The 536-nt window shown below is 60.1% G+C and carries 1 pseudogene; it reads right to left on the bottom strand.

Going from position 1 to position 536, the window contains the following annotated elements:
- Nucleotides 1-9: 9 nt before the first annotated feature.
- Nucleotides 10-536, bottom strand: a pseudogene (locus tag MBELCI_RS19045) (IS5 family transposase); the annotation flags it as partial.

Raw genomic sequence — 536 nt, 5'->3', positions numbered from 1 at the left:
GGTCAGGATTCATAACCAATAGATGACGGTTGCCGCGAGAGCGATGGCCGAGAGGAAAACCTTTGGGCAGCGGTCATAGCGGGTCGCGACGCGCCTCCAGTCCTTGAGCCTTCCGAACATGATCTCGATCCGGTTGCGTCGCTTGTAGCGTCGCCTATCGTATTTGACGGGCGTCTTCCGTTGTTTCCGGCCGGGGATGCAGGCGCGTATTCCCTTGTCCTGCAACGCTTCTCGGAACCAGTCAGCATCGTAGCCGCGATCACCGAGCAGCCATTTGACGTTTGGTAGGCCGCTGAGCAGCGCCCGTGCGCCAATGTAATCGCTCACCTGTCCCGCGGTGACGAAGAGGTCGAGCGGACGTCCCTGGCTGTCGCAGATGGCGTGTAGTTTGGTGTTCATCCCGCCTTTGGTTCGTCCGATCAGACGACCACGCCCCCTTTTTTGGCGGCCATGCTGGTCGCCGTGCGGTGTGCCTTCAAATAGGTCGCGTCGATCATCACGGTCTTTTCTTCGCCGTGCTTGGCAGCCAGACCGAC

Source organism: Limimaricola cinnabarinus LL-001 (assembly GCF_000466965.1).
Lineage (GTDB): Bacteria > Pseudomonadota > Alphaproteobacteria > Rhodobacterales > Rhodobacteraceae > Limimaricola > Limimaricola cinnabarinus.
The sequence above is the reverse complement of the archived record's forward strand: the minus strand, read 5'-3'. Positions and strand labels throughout refer to the sequence as shown.